The following is a 21,083-nucleotide window of genomic DNA, read 5'->3' on the forward strand; positions in this document are numbered from 1 at the left end:
CCATCCTGCCACGTAGGGCGGTCACAACGCCCGCCGGGCAAGGCCGACTGCGTCACACATCACATCTATGACAGCTGCATTAACGTCTTCCCCGCGCCCGGTGAAAAGCCGCACCTGCTCCACTGCCTGGTACAGCAGCATCTCCAGTCCGGGTACCACGCGGCCGCCACCGGCCTGCCACACCGAGGCGATAAGGCTTGGCCAGGGATCGTAGGCCACGTCCAGCAGCACACCCGGAGTCACGGTTTTCAGCGCGGCAATTTCCGCGGCGAGTCCGTCTGCCGCACGCGGCGGCAGGGTGGAAATCACGACGTCGGCTTCCGACGTTGGGCGGGCGGCTCCGGCCAGGGGGCGGACCTCCAGGGCCACGTCCAGGCTGTCAGCGGCCGCGCGTACGTCTGCTGTCCGCGACGCGTCGCGGACAAAGACCTGCACCGTGCCGGTGCCCAGTTCCTTCAGGGCAGCGACAGCCGATGCAGCGGTTCCGCCGCCGCCGAGGACGACGGCCGACGGCGCTGCCGGGGTATCGGCGTGGCAAAGGGCGTTGACGATCCCGGTGACATCCGTGTTGGAACCCACCGTTTTCAGCGTGCCGCCGGATTCCTCGAAAGTGACGGTGTTCACCACGCCCAAGGTGCGGGCTACCCCCCGTACCTCGTCCACCTCATCGAGCATGGCCGTCTTCAGCGGCATGGTCACGGAGAGCCCGCGCCAGCCCGGCTGGTTCCGGATCTGGCGCATGAAGGACGGCAGCAACTGCTCCGTAACGTCGATGGCTGTGTAACTGATGCCCGCGCCCAACCGCCCATAGGCCGAGAGGTGCAGCGCCGGGGACTTTGAATGGCTGACCGGGTGGCCAAGGACGGCGGCCCGCAGGCTCATGTGCAGCGGCCGGCGTTCGCTTGGCACCAGGCGTTGTACTGCTCCACATAGGCGTTGTGTTCAGCAAGGGTCTTGGCGAACTTGGTTTCCTTGGTGTCCAGGTTGACCGTCACCCAGTACAGGTAATCGTTGGCCTTTGGCTTGGCTGCTGCGTCGATTGCAGTCTTGCCCGGAGATCCAATGGGTCCCGGAGGCAGCCCGGGGTTCGCGTAGGTGTTGTACGGGTTGGACTTGTCCTTGCGCTGCTCATCAGTGAAGTTAAAGCTCCGGGTGCCGAGGCCGTAGGTGACGGCGGAGTCGACCTGCAGGAAGCCGCCTGTCTGGTCGTTCGGCTTGAGCCTGTTGTAGATGGCACCGGCCACATCGCCGTAGTCGGCCTGGCCGCCCTCCGCCTGGACAATGCTCGCCACGATGACGGCCTGGTACTGCTTGGCAGGGTCCGTGATGCCCTGCGAGACGAGTTCATCGGTGGTGGACTTCACCAACGCCTGCAGGATGTCCTTGGGAGGGGTGCCCAGGGGGAAGCGGTACTCGCCGGGCGCGAGATACCCTTCCAGGTTCTTGGCGTTGGCGGGCAGGCCGAACTGGGCGGGCTGGTTGCTGAGCGCCTGCAGCTGCTGCATGGACACTCCGGACCCCTCGGAAATGGCCTGGAGGGACTCACTGACCCGCAGGCCCGCGCTCAAGGCGAAGTAGATGACCTTGGTCTTATCCTTGCCGATCAGGACGTTGACAGCGTCGGCGTTCTTCATCTCCGACTTGAAGGTGTAGTCCCCGGGCGACAGCGTTCCACCCGAGGCGTGGAACGCCTGCATGAAGGTATCGGCGTTGGCGACAACGCGCTGGTTCTCCAGCTCGGTGGCCACAGACCGGGTGCCTTCGCCACTGGCAACGGTCACCCGGACCTCACCTGTTCCGGGACCGGGGAAGTCCGATGGCTTGCCGCTGCCGAGGAGGGGCTTGAGGAACTGGGCACCTACCGCCACTGCCGCCACGAAGACAGCCAGCGTCAGGAACAGGGCCAGCAACCGGCGGCGGCGGCGGACCTTCTTCGACGGGCGCTGCACTACCTGGGCTGCCGACGAGACCGGGAGCAGCTCATGAACCGAGTCCTGGTGCGCTGCGTCCACATGGGAGTCATCGTGGTCGACGTCCACGCCATCCTGGTAGTCGTGCACATCAGCGTCGAGGTGCAGGTCGTCTTCCCGGTGCGGGACGTCGTCGTGATGCAGGTCGGCCTCGTGGTGCGGGACGTCGTCGTGATGCAGGTCGGCCTCGTGGTGTTGAAGAGGAGAAGGGGCGTCCGCGCTGGCATCGCCGGCGTAGGAGGCGCCCACAGGATGTTCGTCCTGGATGGAAGGCGCTGTTTCGGGTGCCGCCGGAACGTCACTGGCGGCGGGAAGCGGAGCATAGGTTGATTCAGCCCGGGGCGAGGCGGCTGCCGGTGGCACGGCCGGGGGCGGCGGTACGTCGCCGGTTTCGTAGGCCTGCTCGGGTACGGCGTCGTGGCCTCCCGTGTTGTGGACCTTCTCCCGTGCCCGCAGTTCCTTGCGGGTCAATGGCCTATTGGCCCCGGGGCCAAGCGGACCGGAGGTGTCATCAATGTTGGCAGGGCTCACTGTTGCCTTCCATTATCTGAAGATTGGGCCGTGTCTGCGGGGACGGCGCGGACTGGTTCGTCCACCCCGCCGGCCCCCAGGTCCACGGACGGGGATGGCGCTGTCACGCGTGAGCCGACATCCGCTCCCCTGGCTTTTTGCATGTCGATGGCGTGCTGAAGAATACCCGCCGCCGCGACCTGATCAACTACTTTACGGTGGTCCCTGCTGCTCATGCCAGCTTCGTGCAGGTTGCGGTGGGCCGAAACACTGCTGAGGCGCTCGTCCACCAGATTAACCGGGACGGCCAGGCCACGGCTGGAAAGCTCGGCCGCCAGAAGGAGGGCGTAGTCCGTGGCCATCCTGGCCGACGCGTGTTCCTCGCCCTTCATCGTCCTGGGCAGGCCGACAATGACCTGAACGGCGCCCAGCTCCTCCGCCAGTTTGGCGATGACGCGCACGTCCGAGTTCTTCCTGGCGTTCCGGTCAAGGGTCTTGTACGGCGTGGCCAGGATCGAATCCCGGTCACAGATGGCCACCCCTACCCGGACGGTGCCGACGTCCACCCCCAGTTTGACGCCCTGGGGGTAGCCGCCTGCAGCAACAGCATCGGTCATGGCTGGATTAGCGCCTTGCGATGGCGTCGACGACCGCGGACAGCGCAGCGCCGACCTTACCGGCGTCGGTTCCACCGCCCTGCGCAACGTCATCCTTGCCGCCACCGCCACCGCCGAGCACGCCGGCAGCAACCCGGACCAGGGCGCCGGCCTTGACGCCTGCCTGCCTGGCTGCCTCGTTGGTGGCCACCAGGATCAGGGGACGGCCGTTGGCGACGCCGGCCACAGCCACAGTGGCAGCTGCAGAACCGAGCCGGTTGCGCAGGTCCAGGGCCAGGCCGCGGATGTCGTCGGCCCCGCTGACGGCGCCGGCATCGTGCGCCACAACCCGGACGCCGGCGGCGTCCGTGGCGGTGTTGACCAGCTGCGCGGCGGCAGCGGCAAGCTGTTCCTTGCGGAGCCGGTCCAGTTCCTTCTCGGTTGCCTTGAGCTTGGCCAGGGTGGCGGAAATCCTGTCCGCGAGCTGGCCGGACGGTACCTTCAAGAGGTCGGTCAGTTCGGTCACCAGGGCACGCTCGGCTGCAAGGTGGCGGAACGCCTCCATGCCAACAAAGGCTTCCACGCGGCGGTTGCCTGAACCCACGGACTGTTCGCCCAGGAGGGACAGGCTACCGATCAGCGAGGTGTTGGCAACGTGGGTGCCGCCGCACAGCTCGCGTGACCACGCGCCGTCGATCTCCACCACCCGCACTTCACTGCCGTAGTTCTCGCCGAAGAGGGCCATGGCGCCCATGGCTTTGGCCTCGGCCAGCCCCATGATCCTGGTTTCCACCGCGTAGTTGTTGCGGATGGCCAGGTTGGAGACCTCTTCGATCTCGGACCGGGTGGCAGTGCTGAGACCTTCGCCCCAGGCAAAGTCGAAGCGCAGGTAGCCGGCCTTATTGAAGGATCCACGCTGGGTGGCCTCCGGGCCAAGGATCTGGTGCAGGGCGGCGTGCACGATATGGGTGCCCGTGTGCGCCTGCTCGGCGGCATGGCGGCGTTCACGGTCGACGGCGGCGCGCACCAGCGAGTCAGCCCCGATCTCACCTTCGCGGACAATCGCCTTGTGCACGCTCAGGCCCTTGACGGGGCGTTGGACGTCAAGGACTTCGACGACGAACCCGTCACCGGTGATGAGGCCGGTGTCGGCGGCCTGGCCGCCGGCTTCGGCGTAAAACGGGGTTTCGGCGAGCACGAGTTCGATCTCGTCGCCCGTGGCTGCCTGGTGGACCTGGCGGCCGGCGCTGAGCAGGCCGCGGACGCGCGACTCGCCTTCAAGCTCGGTGTAGCCGGTGAAGACGGTTTCGCCCTGGCCCAGGATCTCCTGGAAGACGCTGACGTCCGCGTGGCCGCCCTTCTTGCCTTTGGCATCGGCCTGGGCGCGCTGGCGCTGTTCCTGCATCAGGCTGCGGAACGCCGCCTCGTCCACCCTCAGCCCGGCCTCTTCGGCCATCTCGAGGGTGAGGTCGATCGGGAAGCCGTAGGTGTCGTGCAGGGTGAAGGCGTCCTCGCCGGAAAGCGGCTTGTTGGCTGCCTTGGATTCCTTGACCGCGTCTTCAAGCCGGGCAGTGCCGGACGCAATGGTGCGCAGGAACGCCTTCTCTTCGGCGTAGGCGATGCGGCTGATCCGGTCGAAGTCCGTCTCCACCACGGGGTACACGCCCTTCATTGCGTCCCTGGAAGCCGGCAGCAGGTCGGGCAGGCAGGCCTGTTCGACGCCCAGGAGGCGCATGGAACGGACGGCACGCCGGATGAGGCGCCGCAGGACGTACCCGCGTCCCTCGTTGGAAGGCGTCACGCCGTCGGAAATCAGCATCAGCGCTGACCGGATGTGGTCGGCCACAACCCGCATCCGGACGTCGTCCGTGTGATGGGGGTCGTCAGGGGTCTCCGCGGAAGTGTATTCCTTGCCGGACAGTTCCGCGGCCTTGTCGATGACGGGCCGCACCTGGTCGGTCTCGTACATGTTCTCGACGCCCTGCAGGATCATGGCGAGGCGTTCCATGCCCAGGCCGGTGTCGATGTTCTTCTTGGGCAGTTCACCCACGATGTCGAAGTCGACCTTGGAGCGCACGTTCTCGATCTGGTACTGCATGAACACCAGGTTCCAGATCTCCACGTAGCGGGTCTCGTCCGCGATGGGCCCACCCTCCACGCCGTAAGCGGGTCCGCGGTCGTAATAGATCTCGGAGCAGGGGCCGGCCGGCCCGGGCTGGCCGGTTGACCAGTAGTTGTCCGACTTGCCCATGCGCTGAATGCGCTCAGCGGGAACGCCGGTGTTCTTCAGCCACAGTTCCTCGGCCTCGTCGTCTTCCTCGTAGACCGTCACCCACAGCCGCTCGGGCGGAAGGCCGTAGCCGCCGTCGTCAACGCCCGTGGTGAGCAGTTCCCAGGCGAACTTGATGGCGTCTTCCTTGAAGTAGTCCCCGAAGGAGAAGTTGCCGCACATCTGGAAGAAGGTGCCGTGCCGTGCGGTCTTGCCCACTTCCTCGATGTCGCCGGTGCGGATGCACTTCTGGACACTGGTTGCACGGGAGTAGGGCGCTTCCTCGCGGGCGGTGAGGTAGGGAATGAACGGGACCATGCCGGCCACCGTGAACAGCAGCGAGGGGTCGCTGGAGACCAGCGATGCGGAGGGAACCGCGGTGTGGCCCTTGCTGACAAAAAAGTCCACCCAGCGCTTTGTGATCTCCTGCGACTTCATGAGCTGTTTTCTTACCCTTCTTGGTCCGCGCCGCCGGGCGGCACGGGAATTTCGTTGAGGCGGCCGGTCCCGAAGTGGGGTCCTGCCGGTTGTTGGCTGGCTGCCGGTGACACGCCCGCACGGGGCTTAGCGGCGGGCCAGTTCCGCTGAGTCGATACCCAGGGCGGTCCTCAGGTCCGTTTCCCGCTCACGCATCCCTGCGCGGACCGCGTCGGCGAAGTCGTAGACCCCGTCGGCCAGTCGGCCCACGGCGCGGTTGAGGCCCTCCGGTCCAAGGCTCGACTGGGCCTGGCTCACTTTTCGGTAGGCGATGACACCAATGGCCACGCCGATTCCCATCCAGACAATTCGTTTCATATTCGTTCTTTTCGAATCTAGCGGCTGCGGCGCCCGGCAGCGGGCTTCCGGCGGTTGGCGAAGGCGCTGCGCACACCGTAGCTGAATGCGGCCACCTTGATCAGCGGGGAACCCACCGTGGCGGCGACCAGCGAGGACAGGGCGGAAATGTTGGCTGACGCATCGGAGACGTTGGTCGAGATGCCGTCAACCTTCTTCAGCTGCTGGTTGGTGGTGGATACGGTGGCCGTGACCTCGTCCATCAGGGGGGTGGCGCCGTCGCTGAGGGACCTGATGGTGGTCCGCACCTCATCGAAGACCTTTCCCAGTTTCAGGATGGGCACCGCAAGCAGCAGGACCAGGAGCGCGAACACCCCGGCAGCGATCAGGCCGGCAATATCGCCACCAGACATAGACGTTCATCTCCTCGAAATTCCGTGGGTGGGTTCCATCCTGCACGCGCCTGGAAGGGGCGTTCGCACAGATGTCCCCCAAGTACCTTACATACAAAGAAGCCCGCGGCGCTTGCCACGGGCTTCTTTGGATACGCTGCTGGGATTTAGCGTGCGTAGAATTCGACGACGAGCTGCTCTTCGCAGGTCACCGGGATTTCCGAACGCTTGGGGCGGCGCACCAGGCGCGCCTGGAGGGCTTCCAGCTTGACGTCCAGGTAAGCGGGAACGGCGGGCAGGACGTCGCGGTGGGCGCCTGCAGCTGCAACCTGGAGCGGAACCATGGTCTCGCTGCGGCTGTGGACGTGGACCAGCTGGCCCTCGCCGACGCGGAACGACGGGCGGTCAACGCGGACGCCGTCAACCATGATGTGGCGGTGCACAACCAGCTGGCGGGCCTGGGCGATGGTGCGGGCGAAGCCGGCACGCAGGACCAGGGCGTCGAGGCGCATTTCGAGCAGTTCGATGAGGTTCTCACCGGTCAGGCCCTTGGTGCGGCGGGCTTCTTCGAAGGCACGGGTCATCTGTGCTTCGCGGATGCCGTACTGGGCGCGCAGGCGCTGCTTTTCGCGCAGACGTACGGCGTAGTCGGAGTCCTGCTTCTTGCGGGCACGGCCATGCTCACCGGGGCCGTACGGGCGGCGCTCCATGTACTTGGCGGCCTTGGGGGTCAGAGCGATGCCGAGGGACCGCGAGAGGCGGGCCTGACGGCGAGCACGAGTGTTGTTAGCCACTTGTGTCCTTCCAATATCTGCGGTGTGTCAGTGTTACTGGCCTCCACGATGGAGAGCATCGGCCAACCGCTGCCTTTTGCTACTGGGCCCAGGGCATAACCTCTCCAACGTGAAATCGGGGAGATTGTGCGTCCGCGCCTTGCCAGACAAAGATTCAGCTTACCACGCCGTCACTTGCCCCGGATAATCTTCCGCAGCCGCTCCAGCCGCTGGGCAATATCCCTCTCGGCGCCGTTGCCGGTGGGCTGGTAGTAGTCCCGGCCCACCAGGTCGTCCGGCGGGTACTGCTGGGTTGCCACCGCGTGCGGCGCGTCATGGGCGTATTTGTAGCCCACGCCGTGGCCGAGCTGCTTGGAGCCCGGGTAATGCGCATCGCGCAGGTGCGCGGGAATCCCGACGCCGAGCCCTGCCCGCACGTCGGCGATCGCTTTGTTGATCCCCATGTAGGCGGCATTGGACTTGGGCGCGGTAGCCAGGTGGACCACGGCTTCGGCCAGGATGATCCGGCCCTCGGGCATGCCGATGAGCTGCACGGCCTGCGCCGCGGCCACAGCGGTCTGGAGCGCTGTGGGGTCGGCCATGCCCACGTCCTCTGCGGCAGAGATGACAATCCGCCGGGCCACGAACCGCGGGTCCTCCCCCGCTTCAAGCATCCTTGCGAGGTAATGGAGTGCCGCGTCCACGTCCGATCCCCTGATGGACTTGATGAACGCGCTGGCCACGTCGTAGTGCTGGTCACCCGCGCGGTCGTAACGGACGGCGGCCGCGTCCAGTGCGCGCTCAGTGTGGCGAAGTTCGACAATGACCGGTTCCTCGGTGACCGGCTCGCCAGTTGCACCGTCCTCCCCCACGGAACGTTCGACGTCGTCCGCGTCACCGAAAGCGACGCCCGCCGCAGCTTCCAGCGCGGTCAGTGCCCTGCGGGCGTCGCCGCCGGAGAGCCGGACCAGGTGTTCCAGCGCTTCGTCGCTGAGCCGGACCTTGCCGCCCAGCCCCCGCGGGTCCTCCACGGCCCGCACCAGGAGGCCCTCGATGTCTGCGTCGGTCAGCGGCCTGAGCGTGAGGAGCAGGGAGCGTGACAGCAGGGGCGAGACCACGGAAAAGGATGGATTTTCGGTGGTGGCAGCCACCAGGACCACCCACCGGTTTTCGACGCCGGGAAGCAGCGCGTCCTGCTGGGCTTTGTTGAAGCGGTGGATCTCGTCCAGGAACAGGACAGTGGTGGTCTTGTACAGGTCCCGGGCGGTCAGGGCGTCATCCATGACGCGGCGGACATCCTTGACCCCGGCGGTGATGGCGGAGAGCTCCACGAACTTGCGTCCCGGCCCGCGTGCAATGACGTGCGCCAACGTGGTCTTGCCGGTGCCGGGAGGACCCCACAGGATCAGGGAGGTGGGACCGGCCGGGCCGGTGCTGTCTGCTCCGGCGCCTGCAGCCAGCTGCCGCAGCGGCGAGCCTTGCCCGAGCAGGTGCTGCTGGCCCACCACTTCGTCCAGGGTGCGGGGCCGCATGCGAACGGCCAGCGGACTCCGCGGTGAACCCGGTGCCCGCGAACCCTGGCCCCGGGGGCCGGCGCCCCCGGCGACGGGACGTTCGTCGTCGTCGTTGTCTGGGCCGGGCCCGAAGAGATCATCCACATAGATAGGCTACTTCCAGTCCACCACTGCTTTTCCGCCGGCCCTCCCGCCGGCACCCTGACCCCGAAGGACCCTCCATGCCTGCCCCTGCTTCAGCCGGCGTCCCGCCCTCCGTCCGGACGGCGTTCGTGCCCGGCGCCCGGCTGGCGGGCTGGGCGGAGCGGTTCGGCGCGTCCCACGGGGGTTACCGGTTTCAGGATGACGACGACGGCCTCCGCCTGTTGGGCTCTGACGGCGCGGAGGCGCTCTTGCAAGCACCGTGGCCGGCGGACGGACGTCCCGGACGCGGCACTGGGCCACTGGAACGGCTGGCCGCCCTTTCCTCCCAGCCGCGCAGGCTGGGACTGCTCCTGGTCCGGCGGGGCGGCTACGGCGTCGGGGTAGCAAGCGAAGGAACCCTCCTGGCGTCCAAGGCGGGCACCAGGTACGTCCAGTCGCGTACCGCGGCGGGCGGGCAGTCCCAACAGCGGTTTGCGCGCCGCCGTTCCAACCAGGCCGATGCCCTGGTTGCGGCGGTGGCACAGCAGGCGGCGGAGGTGTTCGGCGCAGCAGCCTTCGAGTACGTGGTGCCCGGCGGCGACAGGGCCCTGGCTGATCTGGTCCTCGAGGAACCTTTGCTGCGTGAATACGCCCGCTTGCCGCGCCTTGCCTACCTGGACGTCGCTGAGCCGCGGGCCGCCGTCCTGAAGAAGGCTGCAGCGGATGCCTGCTCGGTGCGCATCACGGTGACCGACCCGGCCGGCTAGTTCCCCGCTGCCGCCTGTGTCAGCAGCCGGTCAGTGAGGGGCGGGGGCGTTCCTGCCGGTACAGGTAGCGGCCGGAATCACGGAACCCGCCTTTGGCGTAGAGTTCCTGCGCACCGTGGTTCGCTGCTGTGACCAGCAGCCAGAAGCCCTCCACACCCCGTTCCGTGCCGGCCCGCAGCAAGGATTGCATAATGGCGGCAGCGAAGCCTTGGCGGCGCGCCGCGGGCAGGGTGGCCATGCAGTACAGGCCGCCCAGGCCGCTGCCGGCGGGGAGGGCAAGACGGCCGACGGCGGCGGCCCGGCCAGCGCCGTCCCGGACCAGGGCATACACAGAGGGACAGCCTTCAATGATGGCCCGGGCAGTGGCCAGGGCATCCTGCCCACCGCGGCCGTCCACCTGCCACCAGGTCCGCAGCCAGTCCTGGGACGGCTCCGTTGACAGCTCGATTGGCGGTGCGTGCACGCCGGCTTCCGGAACCGGGTCCGCCGTGGCACTGCGCACCATGACCCGGGTCTCGGACTGGCGGGTGAAGCCCTCTGCGTCGAGCAGATCGTGGAGCGCCGCCGTTGCCGGGCTGTCAAAAAGCTGGAAAATGACCGGCAGGCGGCGGATGCGGTACCAGGACCGGGCATCGGTGAGCAGCCCGGCGAGGTCCGCGGCGGATTGCCCGGAAGCATGGGTGCGGGGCCAGATGGAGTTGGCCCGCTGGGTGACGCCTGCCGCCGCCCGAAGCACCCACCGGCCGGCGTCATGCCGGTCCAGGGCGGGCCACGCGGCGTCCATGGCGGCTTCGAGTGCCACGGTTGAGGGTTCCCGGTGGTTCGAGGCCGGCACCGGCTGCTCCTTCCTTAACGAAGGGAGGTCCCCGCGGTGTGACCGGGGGACCTCCAATGGTCGCGGCCTGAGCCGCTAACTTGTCTACTGCTTGTTGTCCGGCTTCTTCTCTTCGGGCTTCCTGGCCGCCGGCTTGAAGTCCACGCCGGCCTCTTTGCGCTGCTGCGGCGTAATGGGGGCCGGGGCCTCCGTGAGGGGGTCGTGGCCGCCGCCGGACTTGGGGAAGGCGATGACGTCCCGGATGGACTCCACACCTGCGAGCAGCGATACCACGCGGTCCCAGCCGAACGCGATGCCGCCGTGCGGGGGCGCACCGTACTTGAAGCCCTCCAGCAGGAAGCCGAACTTGGTCTGCGCGTCTTCCTTGTCCAGGCCCATCAGTTCAAAGACGCGTTCCTGCACGTCGCGCTGGTGGATACGGATGGAGCCGCCGCCGATTTCGTTACCGTTGCAGACAATGTCGTACGCGTAGGAGAGCGCTGATTCCGGATCCTTGTCGAACGTGTCAAGGAATTCGGGCTTGGGCGAGGTGAAGGCGTGGTGGACTGCCGTCCACTGCCCTCCGCCGACGGCAACGTCGCCCGAGGCAATTGCGGCGGCGGCGGGCTCGAACATGGGCGCGTCCACGACCCAGCAAAAGGCCCAGTCGTTGGGATCGATCAGGCCGGTTCGGTGGCCTATTTCCACGCGGGCAGCGCCGAGCAGGGCACGCGAGGGGGTCTTCTCCCCCGCCGCGAAGAAGATGCAGTCGCCGGGCTTGGCGCCGACCGCGTCGGCCAGGCCGGCGCGTTCCGTGTCGGTCAGGTTCTTTGCGACCGGTCCGGCGAGTTCGCCGTCCTCCTTGTACAGGACGTATGCCAGGCCCTTGGCGCCGCGCTGCTTGGCCCATTCCTGCCAGGCATCCAGGGCGCGGCGTGCCTGCGAGGCACCGCCGGGCATCACGACGGCGCCCACGTACGGAGCCTTGAACACACCGAAGTTGGTGTCCTTGAAGAACTCCGTCAGCTCCGTCAACTCCTGGCCAAAGCGAAGGTCGGGCTTGTCCGACCCGAACCGTGCCATGGCATCGGCGTAGGTAATGCGCTGGATGGGGGTGGGGATGTCGGCCCCGATAAGCTGCCACACTGCTTTGACGATGTTTTCGCCGAGCCGGATGATGTCGTCCTGGTCGACGAAGCTTGCTTCGATGTCCAACTGGGTGAATTCCGGCTGCCGGTCAGCGCGGAAGTCCTCGTCCCGGTAGCAGCGGGCAATCTGGTAGTACTTCTCGAAGCCGCCCACCTGCAGCAGTTGCTTGAACAGCTGCGGGGATTGCGGCAGCGCGTACCAGGAACCCGGTGCCAGGCGTGCCGGGACCAGGAAGTCACGGGCGCCTTCGGGCGTCGAACGGGTCAGCGTGGGGGTCTCGATCTCCACGAAGCCCTCCTGGTGGAGCAGGTCGCGCGCCACCCGGTTCGCTTCGGAACGGAGGCGCAGGTTGCGGCTGGGGCCGGGGCGGCGCAGGTCCAGGTAGCGGTGCTTGAGGCGGGCTTCCTCACCGACTTCCACGTGCTCGTCGATCTGGAACGGCAGCGGGTCAGAGGTGTTGAGGATGGTGACGTCCTCGGCGATGACCTCGATTTCGCCGGTGGCCAGCGCGGGGTTCTCGTTGCCTTCCGGACGCCTGGACACAGTGCCCTTGACCTGGAGGACGTACTCATTGCGCAGCCCGTGGAACACTTCTTCCTCACGGACCACCACCTGGGATACACCCGAAGCGTCGCGCAGGTCCACGAATGCCACGCCACCGTGATCACGACGGCGGCCCACCCAGCCGGCCAGGGTTACGGTTTGTCCAATGTGCTCGGAACGAAGGGATCCGAGGTCATGTGTGCGCAGCACAGCACGCCTTTCTGCGGGAAAACAGTGGGAAGTTCAATATGATCGTTCCGGGAACGATCCCGTCCGAGTTTACCCGCTGGAAAGGCACTGCCGCCGCATGAGCGAACCACAGCAGCTGCGGCGAAGGCTGTGGACCTTTGATGCCACGGCGATCGGATTGGGTTCCATGCTGGGCGCAGGCGTGTTTGTGGTCTTCGCGCAGGCCGCGGCGCTGGCCGGAAATTTGCTGGTCCTGTCCGTGGCGGTGGCGGGCATAGTGGCGTACTGCAACGCCGTGGCCTCTGCCGCCCTCGCCGCCAAATACCCCACCAGCGGCGGGACCTACGTGTATGGCCGGATCCAGCTCGGCGAATGGCCGGGTTTCCTGGCCGGCTGGGGTTTCGTCACGGGGAAGACAGCCTCGTGCGCGGCCTTGGCCTTGACGTTCGGCAGTTACGTGGCGCGGGAGCATGCGGTCCCGGTGGCTGTGGCCGCCGTCGTGGCCCTCACCGGCGTCAACCTTCTGGCTATTACCCGGACTGCCCTGCTGACGCGGATCCTGCTGTGCCTGGCCATGGCAACGCTGGTATTCGTTGCCATGGCCGCCGTGCTGGGCCCGCACCCGGCGACCGGGTTGGCGGCCACGCCGGGCGGCGGCGCAGCCGGGGTCCTCCCTGCCGCCGGGCTGATGTTCTTCGCGTTTGCCGGTTATGCCCGGATCGCCACGCTGGGCGAAGAGGTCAGGGACCCGGCCCGCGCCATCCCGCGGGCCATTCTGGCAGCCTTGGCGGCAGCGTTCGCAATTTACCTGCTGCTGGCAGTGCTCCTGCTGGCACACCTCGGGAGTCGGCTTGCCGCCACCACCACTCCCCTGCTGGACGCCGTCCTGTACTCCCGGCTGGCCGCGGCTGCGCCGCTGGTGCAGGCGGGAGCCGCGGCCGCGTGCCTGGGTGCCCTCCTGGCACTTATCACGGGTGTGGGACGGACCACGCTGGCCATGGCAAGGGAACGCGATCTTCCGGGGCCGCTGGCGAAGGTGGGCGGAGCCCACACCGTTCCGTTCGTAGCGGAACTGGCCGTGGCCGCCGTCGTAATCCTGCTCCTGCTGACCGCCGACGTGATGACGGTGGTGGGTTTTTCAAGCTTCGGCGTGCTGGTTTACTACGCAATGGCGAACGCGTCCGCCTACACCCTCGCAGCGCACCCCGGCTACGCTCCCCGCTCGCTTAACGCCGCGGGCTTCCTGGGGTGCGTGGTCCTGGCCTTCACCCTGCCGCCGGCGCCCGTCCTGACCATGGCGGCAGTCCTGGCGGCGGGGGTGGCAGGGCGGTGGCTGGTGCTGCGTGTCCGGCAGCACCAGCCACGGACGTAGGCGCCCGGACTACACCGATGCCGCTGCGGGCGCCGTCGTTTCGACCTGGACTGTCAGGTCCTCCAGCGGCGGCATCCACGTTTCGGGGGCTGCCAGCACCTGTTCGCCGGTGCGGATGTCCTTGACCTGGTGGGTGCCGTCCTCGTCAGTGAACCAGACAAAGGGGATTCCCCGCCGGTCAGCGAACTTGATCTGCTTGCCGAACTTTTCGGCCTTGGCCGCCACCTCGGTGGGAATCCCCCGGCTGCGCAGCAGGGCGGCAACGTCCTGGGCAGCGCCCCAGCTGTCGTCATGGTTCAGTGCCACCAGCACGGTGGTGGGAACGGACCGGGAAGCTTTGGCCAAATCCTGGCTCAGGATCCGGGACACCAGGCGGGTGACGCCGATGGAAAGTCCGACGCCAGGGAACTTGCGGTTGCCCTTCGACGCAAGGGCATCGTAACGGCCGCCGGAGCAAATGGACCCCAGCTGTTCGTGCCCCACCAGGACGGTTTCGACCACGGTGCCGGTGTAGTAGTCAAGGCCGCGGGCGATGCTGAGGTCTGCGAGGACCTTGCCGGGAGCCCGCTGCACGGCGGCGTCGATGACCTGTTCCAGTTCGTCCAGGCCTTCGTCCAGAAGTTCATTGCCGACGCCCAAGGCCCGGACCTGGGCGACGAAGGAGGTGTCGTCGGTGCGGATGGCCGCCAGCTGCAGGGCTTTGTCAGCCTGCTCATCGGAAGCGCCCAGCTCGGACTTCAGCAGTTCGGCCACCTTGGCGGGCCCAATCTTTTCGAGCTTGTCGATGCTGCGCAGCACGCCTGCGGTGTCGTCCAGGCCAATGCCGCGGTAAAAGCCTTCAGCCAGCTTGCGGTTGTTGATCCGGAGCCGGAAGTCGGGGATGGGCAGCGCGCTGAGCGCTTCTGCGATGACCAGCGCAATCTCGACGTCGTAACGGAACGGAAGCTCGCCGTCGCCCACCACATCGATGTCAGCCTGGGTGAACTCGCGCGCCCGGCCTTCCTGGGGCCGCTCGCCGCGCCACACCTTCTGGATCTGGTAGCGGCGGAACGGGAAGGCCAGGTAACCGGCGTTTTCCACGACGTAGCGGGCAAAGGGGACCGTCAGGTCAAAATGCAGGGCAAGCGCGTGGGGATCGGCCTTGCCCCCCTTGACGGGGTTTTCGCTCTCATCCTCCTGGAGCCGGCTGAGCCCATACACTTCCTTGTCGATCTCCCCCTTGCGGAGCAGCTGGCCAACAGTCTCCACGGCCCGCGTTTCGATCGAGGTAAAACCATGCAGTTCAAAGACCCGGCGCAGGGTATCGAGCACATGCAGCTCCACCAGCCGCTCCTCGGGAAGCCACTCGGGGAATCCGGACAGGGAGGCGGTGCGTGCCATGGGGAAGGTTCTCCTTAGGGGGTGGATGGTGCGCCGAAGCTGCCGGCCCCACCCCTCAAGGGCGGCTTACGGCGGCAGTACAGCCAGCCATGCATAAACTATGTGCGGCAGCCAGTTTATGCGTCATCCGTGTGCATCTCTAATGCGGCGGACCTGCGTAGCCTGGCCCTTAATACCTGCGCCCTGCGGCCACCCGCCGGGCACCAGCAGCCCGACGATGAGGAGGACCCTTGGCGGCCAGTTCACGCAGTGCCCGCGAAACAAAACGGCGCATCCAGCAAATGGAAGCCAAGCGTGAGCTCCGGCGCGACCAGGAGAAACGGCGGAAGCGCGACAACCTCGTGGCCGCCGGTGCCGGGACCGCCGCCGTGGTGCTCGCCGTCGTCCTCCAACTCACCGCTTTCGCCGGAAACCCCACCGAAGCCGAATACGCTGCCGCCCAGGCCGGCCTGACGGAACCATCGGCCTCCGCAAGTGCCTCCGCCACACCGTCCGCAGCGGCAACCAACGGGCCGAACATTCCATCAGCGGACACAGCGGCCGGGAAGACGTTCACCGGCCAGCTGATGCTGAACGGCAGCCCGCTCGGCGTGGAGGTGGACGGGACGAAGGCCCCGCAGGCGGCCGCCGTCTTCAAGTCCCTCAGCGACGAAGGATACTTCAACGGCAAAACGTGCCACCGCCTGACCACCGCCGACAAGTTCGGCGTCCTGCAGTGCGGCTCACCCAAGGGCGACGGGCAGGGCGACCCGAACTACACATGGGGCCCGCTGGAAAACACCCCGGCTGACAACATGTACCCAGCCGGCACCATCGCGGTGGCCCGCACCGGCAACAACGCGTACGGCAATGGAACGCAGTTCTTCATCGTCTACAAGGACACAGCCATTCCTGCAGACGCCGCCGGCGGCTATACGGTGGTGGGAAAGGTCACGTCCGGACTTGATGTCGTGACCAACATCGCTGCCACCGGCATCACGCCAGGGGCCAGCGACACGGACGGCGCGCCGAAACAACCAGTCACGATAGACTCGTTTTCTCTGAAGTAGGAAGCCGGGCCGGACAGGCAACGGTGCAGTACGTGAGTATTTCCCTCCAAGCGAAAGACTTTTAGCGGTGACAGACAGTCAGAAATCCGACGAAACAGCAACAGACCTGACCGAATCGGCGGCTCCGGCCGACGGTGAAGGCAGCGGAACTGATGCACATGCCGAGCAGTCACCTGTGACCCCGGAGACCGAGGCCCCGGAAACCGCGGCTCCCGAAGACGGGGCGGCCGAAGTAAGCGCTTTGAAAGGGGGCGCCGTGGAAGAGGGCACTGCCCAGGACGCTGGGGAGCAGGCCGGCGAAACCGCTGCCGCCGAGGCACCCGCTCCAGCCCCCGGGCCGCGCCCGTCTGCACCGTCCCCTGCCGCGTTCGCGTCGCGTCCCAAGCCCGCTGCTGCGGCTCCCGCCGCAGCACCCGTTCCGGCTGCGCCCAGCACGTCTGTCGCCGAGGCCTCCAAATGGGGCCGGGTGGAGGGGGACGGCCACGTCTACCTGAACATCGACGGCGGTGAGCACCCCGTGGGACAGTACCCGGGTGTCAGCGGCGATGAGGCGCTGATCTACTTTGCGCGGAAATACGACGACGTCCTGGCCCAAATCGTGCTCCTGGAGCAGCGGGTCAGCTCCAAGGCCCCCAGCACCGACATGCAGAAGACGGTTACGCACCTGCGTGAACAGCTCGCCGAACGCAACATGGTGGGCGATCTTCGGGCAGCCGAGGCCCGGCTGGACAAGCTGTCCGGGCAGATCACTGAGCTGGAGAAGACCGAAAAAGCCGAGCACGATGCCGTGCGCGCCTCTGAGCTCGCAGCACGCGAAGCCATTGTTGCCGAGGCAGAGGAGATTTCCGGCCAGGATCCCGCCCAGACACAGTGGAAGACCTCCAGCGCCAGGATGAACGAGCTCTTCGAGAACTGGAAGGCCGCGCAGAAGAGCGGCGTGCGGCTGGGCCGCAGCAACGAAGACGCGCTGTGGAAGCGGTTCAGGGCCGCCCGTACGGTCTTCGACCGTCATCGCCGGGCCTATTTCTCCCAGCTGGACAGCAACAACTCCGCGGCAAAGGCTGCCAAGGAAAAGCTGATTGCCGAGGCCGAGGCACTTTCCACGTCCACGGACTGGGGCTATGCCGCCGGCGAGTACCGACGGCTGATGGACCAGTGGAAGGCATCGCCGCGGGCCAGCCGCAAGGACGACGACGCACTGTGGGCACGGTTCCGCGCCGCCCAGGACGTCTTCTTCACGTCCCGCCAGGCCGCCAACGACGAGATCGACCAGGAGTACGCCGCGAACCTCACGGTGAAGGAGGCCCTGCTGGCCGAAGCCAACGATATCCTGCCCGTAAGAGACCTGGCAGCCGCCAAGAAGGCCCTGCAGTCAGTCCGCGACCGCTGGGAAGAAGCCGGCAAGGTGCCCCGCGCAGACATGGGCCGGATTGAGGCCGGGCTGCGGAAGGTGGAAGACGCCGTCCGCCATGCCGAGGAAGAGCAGTGGCAGCGGTCCAACCCGGAGCGCAAGGCTCGCACCAACAGTGCGTTGTCGCAGCTGGAGTCCGCCATCGCCGGACTCCAGGAAGACCTGGCCACGGCCGAAAAGACTGGCGATCAGCGCAAGATCAAGGCAGCCCAGGAAGCCCTTGAGGCACGCCAGGCCTGGCTCGACCAGATCCAGCGGTCTGCCAGCGAGCTGTCCTGACGCTCCTGCCCTGAACTGACAGGCACAGGCCCGGTCCCGGTTATCCACATAACCGGGACCGGGCCTTTGCCTGTTAAAAGAGTGCGGGCAGGATTGCACGTATGGCCTCACCTCCAACTGCTTCCGCCGCCGGCCCGCGCTGGGCACCGCGCAAAGCCTCTTCACCGCCGGGCTGCGAAGCAAACGGAGCGGAGGCTGCCACCCCGCCACGCTTTCCCGAACTGTACTCGCCCGGCAAGCCCTTCGCCGGTCCGGAACTCCAGTCCCTGGCAGCTGACGGGCTGCTGGCCCGCTTCCACCAACACGGCTACACCCTCCCCGGAACACCGGCGTCCCCTCAGCTGCGGGCACGGGCTGCCGCCGGAAATGTACCGGCAGCAATACGGCAACGCGTGGTAGCGGGCCGGATGACGGCGGCCTGGATCTACGGCTGCGCGGCGGAACCGGACAGGCTGGCCCTGCTGGTGGATGCAAAGAGGCGGGTGTCCAGCCTCCGGAACACGCGCGGATGCACGCTGCACGAGGTGAAGCTGGGGCCATTCGATGTGATCAGCCTGGGCGGACTGATGGTTTCCAGTCCCTTGCGGACTGCACTTGATATCGCACTGCACGTTGAACCGGAGCGCGCCGTGCCCGCCCTCGCGGAATTGCTGGCCCGGCCGCAGCAGGACGTGAAACTGCGCCTCCTGGTGCGGGCCATTGAGGCAACTCCACGGATCCCGCACAAGCGGAACGCGCTGGAAAAACTTGCCCTGCTAGCTCCGGCGTTTGTTCCCGGTGGTGCGGTAGACGTCAAAAACCCCGTCGATCCTGCGGACGGCGCTCAGGACGTGGCTGAGGTACTTGGGATCCCCCATCTCGAAAGCGAACTTTGAGATGGCCACCCGGTCCGTGGAGGTGTGGACGCTGGCCGCGAGGATATTGACGTGGTTGTCCGACAGGACCCGCGTCACGTCCGAGAGCAGGGATTTGCGGTCCAGGGCTTCAACCTGGATTTCCACCAGGAAGACGCTTGACTGCGTCGGCGCCCAGTCCACGTCCACGATCCGGTCCGGCTGGTCCTTCAGGTCGGAGATGTTGGTGCAGTCGGTGCGGTGCACGGAGACACCGGACCCCCTGGTCACGAAGCCCAGGATAGGGTCCGGAGGAACAGGCGTGCAGCACCGGGCCAGCTTCACCCAGACATCGCCCACGCCGCGGACCACCACACCGGAGTCGGAGAAGCGGGCCTTGCTGACCTGGGTGGGGATGCTGACCTCTTCGACGTCATCATCGGCGCTCTCGTTGCCGCCCAGGCTTTCGATGAGCTTCTCCATGACCGATTGGGCGGAAGTGTGCCCGTCGCCCACGCCGGCGTACAGGCCGGAGATGTCAGCGTACTTGAACTCCTCCGCCACTGCGGCCAGTGCCTCATGCGTCATCAGCCGCTGCAGCGGAAGGTTCTGTTTCCGCATGGCGCGGGTCAGCAACTCCTTGCCGCGGTCGATGGCTTCTTCCCGGCGTTCCTTGCTGAACCACTGGCGGATCTTGTTGCGCGCCCTGGCGCTCTTGACGAAGTGCTGCCAGTCCTGGCTGGGACCGGCCCCCTCGGCTTTGGAAGTGAATATTTCCACCCAGTCGCCATGGTTGAGTTCGCTGTTGAGCGGGACCAGTTTGCCGTTGACCCGGGCACCGATGGTGCGGTGGCCTACCTCCGTGTGCACGGCGTAGGCAAAATCCACCGGCGTTGATCCGGCAGGCAGCGCCATGACTTCGCCCTTGGGCGTAAAGACGAATACTTCCCGGGCGTTGATTTCGAAGCGCAACGAGTCCAGGAACTCGCCGGGGTCCGAGGTTTCCTGCTGCCAGTCCACCAGGGAGCGCAGCCAGCCCATGTCGCCGTCGCGGGGGCTTCCCGGACCCACGGCAGTGCGGTTGGGCTGGTCCTTGTATTTCCAGTGGGCCGCCACGCCGTACTCGGCCCGCCGGTGCATTTCGTGCGTGCGGATCTGGATTTCCACCGGCTTGCCACCCGGGCCGATGACGGTGGTGTGCAGGGACTGGTACATGTTGAACTTAGGCATCGCGATGTAATCCTTGAACCTGCCAGGCAGGGGGTTCCAGCGCGAGTGCATGGTGCCCAGGGCCGCATAGCAGTCCCGGACGGAGTCCACCAGGACACGGACACCCATGAGGTCGTTGATGTCGTCGAAGTCCTTGTCGCGGACGATCATCTTCTGGTAGATCGAGTAGTAGTGCTTGGGCCGGCCGGTGATGGTGGCCTTGATCTTGGCGGCGCGCAGGTCCTCAGTGATCTGGTCGCGGATAACACCCAGGCTCTTTTCCCGCTCCGGCGTACGGTCCCCCACCATCCGGACGATCTCTTCGTACACCTTGGGGTAAAGCGCCGCGAAGGACAGGTCCTCCAGCTCCCACTTGATGGTGTTCATGCCCAGGCGGTGGGCCAGCGGGGCGAAGATTTCCAGGGTCTCGCGGGCCTTGCGGGCAGAGGATTCAGCGGATACGAAGCGCCAGGTGCGTGCATTGTGCAGCCGGTCCGCCAGTTTGATCATCAGGACGCGGATGTCCTTGGCCATGGCCACGACCATTTTGCGGACCGTCTCCGACTGTGCGGCCTCGCCGAAGCTGACCTTGTCCAGTTTGGTCACACCGTCCACCAGCATGGCCACTTCCGGCCCGAAGTCCCGCTTCAGGTCCGCAAGGGTGTAAGGAGTGTCCTCTACCGTGTCGTGCAGCAGGGCTGCCGCCAGGGTGGTGCCGCTGAGGCCCAGTTCCGCGAGGATGGTGGCCACGGCCACCGGATGGGTGATGTACGGGTCACCGCTTTTGCGCTTCTGTCCGCGGTGGCTGCGCTCGGCTACGTCGAAGGCGCGCTGGATGAGGTCGAAGTCCTCTTTGGGATTGTTGGCACGGACGGTGCGGAGCAGCGGCTCAAGGATGGGTGAGTATGTGGCGGCTCCGCGTCCGGTGAGGCGGGCAAGCCGGGACCGGGTGCGCTCCCTCCGGCCGGGAAACGTGGCACGTGATCCTGAGTTGTCAACAGGAACCAATGACCCCGGCCGCGCAGGGGATGCCGCACCGGCCTGTACACCGGCAGGATTCTTCTCTTCCTGTGCCGTTGGCGCCGACGCCGAACGTTCTTCCAATGAAGCACCCCTCACCACCGATTTAATTACCCCAGTCTATTCCTCCGGGCAGCCACTTTTATA

Annotated in this window: 17 protein-coding genes; 5 read left to right on the plus strand and 12 right to left on the minus strand. The window is 66.6% G+C overall.

Features of this window, described 5'->3' with window-relative positions; translation table 11 throughout:
- Positions 1-21: 21 nt before the first annotated feature.
- From IEW19_RS05515 to IEW19_RS05550, 8 genes are all read right to left on the minus strand, one after another.
- Complete coding sequence (locus IEW19_RS05515) at positions 22-882, minus strand: shikimate dehydrogenase (protein WP_188570736.1); 861 nt, start codon at positions 880-882, stop codon at positions 22-24.
- A complete protein-coding gene (gene mltG / locus IEW19_RS05520) occupies positions 879-2,501 on the minus strand; it encodes an endolytic transglycosylase MltG (protein WP_188570661.1) in 1,623 nt (540 codons plus the stop codon). The genes IEW19_RS05515 and mltG overlap by 4 nt, the downstream gene beginning before the upstream one ends.
- A complete protein-coding gene (gene ruvX / locus IEW19_RS05525; RefSeq protein ID WP_188570662.1) occupies positions 2,498-3,097 on the minus strand; it encodes a Holliday junction resolvase RuvX in 600 nt (199 codons plus the stop codon). Before ruvX ends, mltG begins: the two co-directional genes overlap by 4 nt.
- Positions 3,098-3,104: 7 nt before the next feature.
- Positions 3,105-5,783 carry an alanine--tRNA ligase gene (gene alaS, locus IEW19_RS05530; RefSeq protein WP_188570663.1) on the minus strand — a complete coding sequence of 893 codons (2,679 nt, stop codon included), beginning with the start codon at positions 5,781-5,783 and terminating at the stop codon, positions 3,105-3,107.
- Positions 5,784-5,909: 126 nt separating this feature from the next.
- Positions 5,910-6,140 carry a DUF6167 family protein gene (locus tag IEW19_RS05535; protein ID WP_188570664.1) on the minus strand — a complete coding sequence of 77 codons (231 nt, stop codon included), beginning with the start codon at positions 6,138-6,140 and terminating at the stop codon, positions 5,910-5,912.
- A 17-nt stretch (positions 6,141-6,157) separates the two neighbouring features.
- The gene (locus tag IEW19_RS05540; RefSeq protein WP_188570665.1) at positions 6,158-6,532 is read right to left on the minus strand and encodes a DUF948 domain-containing protein; all 375 of its coding nucleotides are present in this window, start codon (positions 6,530-6,532) and stop codon (positions 6,158-6,160) included.
- 146 nt (positions 6,533-6,678) lie between these two features.
- Positions 6,679-7,305: a 30S ribosomal protein S4 gene (gene rpsD, locus IEW19_RS05545; RefSeq protein WP_009357431.1), complete on the minus strand. Its 627-nt coding sequence runs from the start codon at positions 7,303-7,305 to the stop codon at positions 6,679-6,681.
- Positions 7,306-7,475: 170 nt separating this feature from the next.
- Positions 7,476-8,942 (minus strand): replication-associated recombination protein A, encoded by a 1,467-nt coding sequence (locus IEW19_RS05550; RefSeq protein ID WP_188570666.1) that lies wholly within the window; start codon positions 8,940-8,942, stop codon positions 7,476-7,478.
- A 77-nt stretch (positions 8,943-9,019) separates the two neighbouring features.
- Here IEW19_RS05550 and IEW19_RS05555 point away from each other — a divergent pair, with 77 nt between their 5' ends.
- Positions 9,020-9,688 carry an acVLRF1 family peptidyl-tRNA hydrolase gene (locus IEW19_RS05555; protein WP_188570667.1) on the plus strand — a complete coding sequence of 223 codons (669 nt, stop codon included), beginning with the start codon at positions 9,020-9,022 and terminating at the stop codon, positions 9,686-9,688.
- 19 nt (positions 9,689-9,707) lie between these two features.
- On the opposite strand, the gene IEW19_RS05560 is transcribed toward IEW19_RS05555, so the two are convergent.
- On the minus strand, positions 9,708-10,523 hold the full coding sequence (locus IEW19_RS05560; protein WP_373283564.1) for a GNAT family N-acetyltransferase: 816 nt from the start codon (positions 10,521-10,523) through the stop codon (positions 9,708-9,710).
- A gap of 84 nt (positions 10,524-10,607) precedes the next feature.
- On the minus strand, positions 10,608-12,404 hold the full coding sequence (aspS, locus tag IEW19_RS05565; RefSeq protein ID WP_188570668.1) for an aspartate--tRNA ligase: 1,797 nt from the start codon (positions 12,402-12,404) through the stop codon (positions 10,608-10,610).
- Positions 12,405-12,501: 97 nt separating this feature from the next.
- On the opposite strand from aspS, the gene IEW19_RS05570 reads away from it, so the two are divergent.
- Complete coding sequence (locus IEW19_RS05570) at positions 12,502-13,755, plus strand: APC family permease (RefSeq protein WP_188570669.1); 1,254 nt, start codon at positions 12,502-12,504, stop codon at positions 13,753-13,755.
- Positions 13,756-13,764: 9 nt separating this feature from the next.
- On the opposite strand, the gene hisS is transcribed toward IEW19_RS05570, so the two are convergent.
- The gene (gene hisS, locus IEW19_RS05575) at positions 13,765-15,135 is read right to left on the minus strand and encodes a histidine--tRNA ligase (RefSeq protein ID WP_188570670.1); all 1,371 of its coding nucleotides are present in this window, start codon (positions 15,133-15,135) and stop codon (positions 13,765-13,767) included.
- Between the two features lie 230 nt (positions 15,136-15,365).
- Between hisS and IEW19_RS05580 the strand changes: the two genes are divergently transcribed.
- The 3 genes from IEW19_RS05580 to IEW19_RS05590 all read left to right on the plus strand — a co-directional run bounded on the left by IEW19_RS05580 (position 15,366) and on the right by IEW19_RS05590 (position 18,749).
- Positions 15,366-16,184 carry a peptidylprolyl isomerase gene (locus IEW19_RS05580; protein ID WP_188570671.1) on the plus strand — a complete coding sequence of 273 codons (819 nt, stop codon included), beginning with the start codon at positions 15,366-15,368 and terminating at the stop codon, positions 16,182-16,184.
- A 67-nt stretch (positions 16,185-16,251) separates the two neighbouring features.
- Positions 16,252-17,874 carry a DUF349 domain-containing protein gene (locus tag IEW19_RS05585; RefSeq protein WP_188570672.1) on the plus strand — a complete coding sequence of 541 codons (1,623 nt, stop codon included), beginning with the start codon at positions 16,252-16,254 and terminating at the stop codon, positions 17,872-17,874.
- Between the two features lie 101 nt (positions 17,875-17,975).
- Positions 17,976-18,749: a type IV toxin-antitoxin system AbiEi family antitoxin gene (locus IEW19_RS05590; RefSeq protein WP_188570673.1), complete on the plus strand. Its 774-nt coding sequence runs from the start codon at positions 17,976-17,978 to the stop codon at positions 18,747-18,749.
- On the opposite strand, the gene IEW19_RS05595 is transcribed toward IEW19_RS05590, so the two are convergent.
- A complete protein-coding gene (locus IEW19_RS05595; protein WP_188570674.1) occupies positions 18,630-21,020 on the minus strand; it encodes a RelA/SpoT family protein in 2,391 nt (796 codons plus the stop codon). The genes IEW19_RS05590 and IEW19_RS05595 overlap by 120 nt on opposite strands.
- Positions 21,021-21,083 lie beyond the last annotated feature (63 nt).

Origin of the sequence: Arthrobacter liuii, from assembly GCF_014639275.1 — a bacterium.
Taxonomy (GTDB): Bacteria; Actinomycetota; Actinomycetes; order Actinomycetales; family Micrococcaceae; genus Arthrobacter; species Arthrobacter liuii.

What these genes read in the sequence shown, in the direction of transcription:
- IEW19_RS05555 (WP_188570667.1), top strand. Translation starts at nt 9,020, where the DNA reads ATGCCTGCCCCTGCTTCAGCCGGCGTCCCGCCCTCCGTCCGGACGGCG.
- IEW19_RS05570 (WP_188570669.1), top strand. Translation starts at nt 12,502, where the DNA reads ATGAGCGAACCACAGCAGCTGCGGCGAAGGCTGTGGACCTTTGATGCC.
- IEW19_RS05590 (WP_188570673.1), top strand. Translation starts at nt 17,976, where the DNA reads ATGGCCTCACCTCCAACTGCTTCCGCCGCCGGCCCGCGCTGGGCACCG.
- IEW19_RS05535 (WP_188570664.1), bottom strand. Translation starts at nt 6,140, where the DNA reads ATGAAACGAATTGTCTGGATGGGAATCGGCGTGGCCATTGGTGTCATC.
- IEW19_RS05515 (WP_188570736.1), bottom strand. Translation starts at nt 882, where the DNA reads ATGAGCCTGCGGGCCGCCGTCCTTGGCCACCCGGTCAGCCATTCAAAG.
- alaS (WP_188570663.1), bottom strand. Translation starts at nt 5,783, where the DNA reads ATGAAGTCGCAGGAGATCACAAAGCGCTGGGTGGACTTTTTTGTCAGC.
- ruvX (WP_188570662.1), bottom strand. Translation starts at nt 3,097, where the DNA reads ATGACCGATGCTGTTGCTGCAGGCGGCTACCCCCAGGGCGTCAAACTG.
- hisS (WP_188570670.1), bottom strand. Translation starts at nt 15,135, where the DNA reads ATGGCACGCACCGCCTCCCTGTCCGGATTCCCCGAGTGGCTTCCCGAG.
- IEW19_RS05540 (WP_188570665.1), bottom strand. Translation starts at nt 6,532, where the DNA reads ATGTCTGGTGGCGATATTGCCGGCCTGATCGCTGCCGGGGTGTTCGCG.